The 1,160-nt window shown below is 66.8% G+C and carries 2 protein-coding genes; both read left to right on the forward strand.

Features of this window, described 5'->3' with window-relative positions; genetic code table 11:
- The first annotated feature begins 294 nt into the window (after positions 1-294).
- A complete protein-coding gene (locus tag ACXJKR_RS33045; protein WP_457326458.1) occupies positions 295-678 on the forward strand; it encodes a hypothetical protein in 384 nt (127 codons plus the stop codon).
- Positions 675-1,061 carry a hypothetical protein gene (locus ACXJKR_RS33050; RefSeq protein WP_457326460.1) on the forward strand — a complete coding sequence of 129 codons (387 nt, stop codon included), beginning with the start codon at positions 675-677 and terminating at the stop codon, positions 1,059-1,061. Before ACXJKR_RS33045 ends, ACXJKR_RS33050 begins: the two co-directional genes overlap by 4 nt.
- Positions 1,062-1,160 lie beyond the last annotated feature (99 nt).

A 1,160-nucleotide genomic window follows, 5' to 3' on the forward strand; every position in this document is an offset into this window, starting at 1 on the left:
CYGTCTTCGGTTTTCTGGTGAGCCCGGCGTGCAGCCGCGCGTTAACGGGCGGGATGTGGCGATGTTTGGTGCTCGTCATAGGGACAGCAGCGAGAGCGCAGCGGRTCGCGTGAAGGCGCCGTCCAGTTCCGAGCAACGCGAGCGCTCCATCCTGCTCGAGTGCGGATTGCATTGAGCGCTCCTCTTTTGGTGACTTTTCTCTGGCGCGTCAGAGAAAAGTTACCCGCCCTCGCGGGGCGGATTCCCGCGGCACTGCACACGAGTCATAAGGACCTCTGCAAAGACATCCAACAAATGAAAACGTACCCGGCGCTAACCGCCCTCATCCCCCTGCTGATCGCCACCACCGTCCTCGCCGCCCAAGCCGAGCTCAGTGCCGACGAGATGCGCAGCGCCGAAGACACGCTGCGCGATCTCGACTCCAACGTCAGCCTGCAGAACCGCAAGGCCCTGGACGAGGCGCGTGAACTCGCGCGCTTCTTCCAGCAGGTCGGCGCCCACTACACGGCTCAGCCCGATGCGGCCCGCGGCGTCGACTTCGCGCGCAAGTCGCAGGACCACGCCAAGGCCATTGCCGCCGCCGTCGAGGCCGGCAACTACGACGCCGCGCAAGACGCACTCAGTGACCTGACGCGCAGCTGCAAGGCCTGCCACGAGGTCTACAAGACCAAGAAATGAAGAAGCAAGCTCCCTTCCTCATCTCCATCGCCCTACTCGTCGCGCCGCTCTGCCACGCCGCTTCCAAGCTGGACCTCGGCATCTGGATGCGCTCCATCGACCACAAGTCGGTCAGCGTGCAGAAGGCCCTCGGCGCCGGCCGCCACGACGAGGCCGCGGTCGATGCCCAGGCCCTGCAGAAGCTCTATGCCGACATGACGGCCTTCTTCGAGAAGGACTACCCGGCCGCCGATGCGGTCGGCTTCTCGCGCGAAGGCGAGCGCCAGGCCGCCGCCATCACCACGGCGCTGTCCGCTGGGGATGTCGCCAGCGCCAAGGGCGCCGCGCGCGCCATCGCCCTCGCCTGCAACGACTGCCACGACCCCTACAAGCCCCTGCCATGAAAAAGACCCTCGCCCTTTCCCTGCTGGCGCTCGCCGCCAGCGCCCACGCCGCGTTGAAGCCCGGTGACGCAGCGCCCGACTTCCAGGCCACCGCAGCCC

It is taken from the genome of Roseateles sp. P5_E11 (assembly GCF_054049355.1).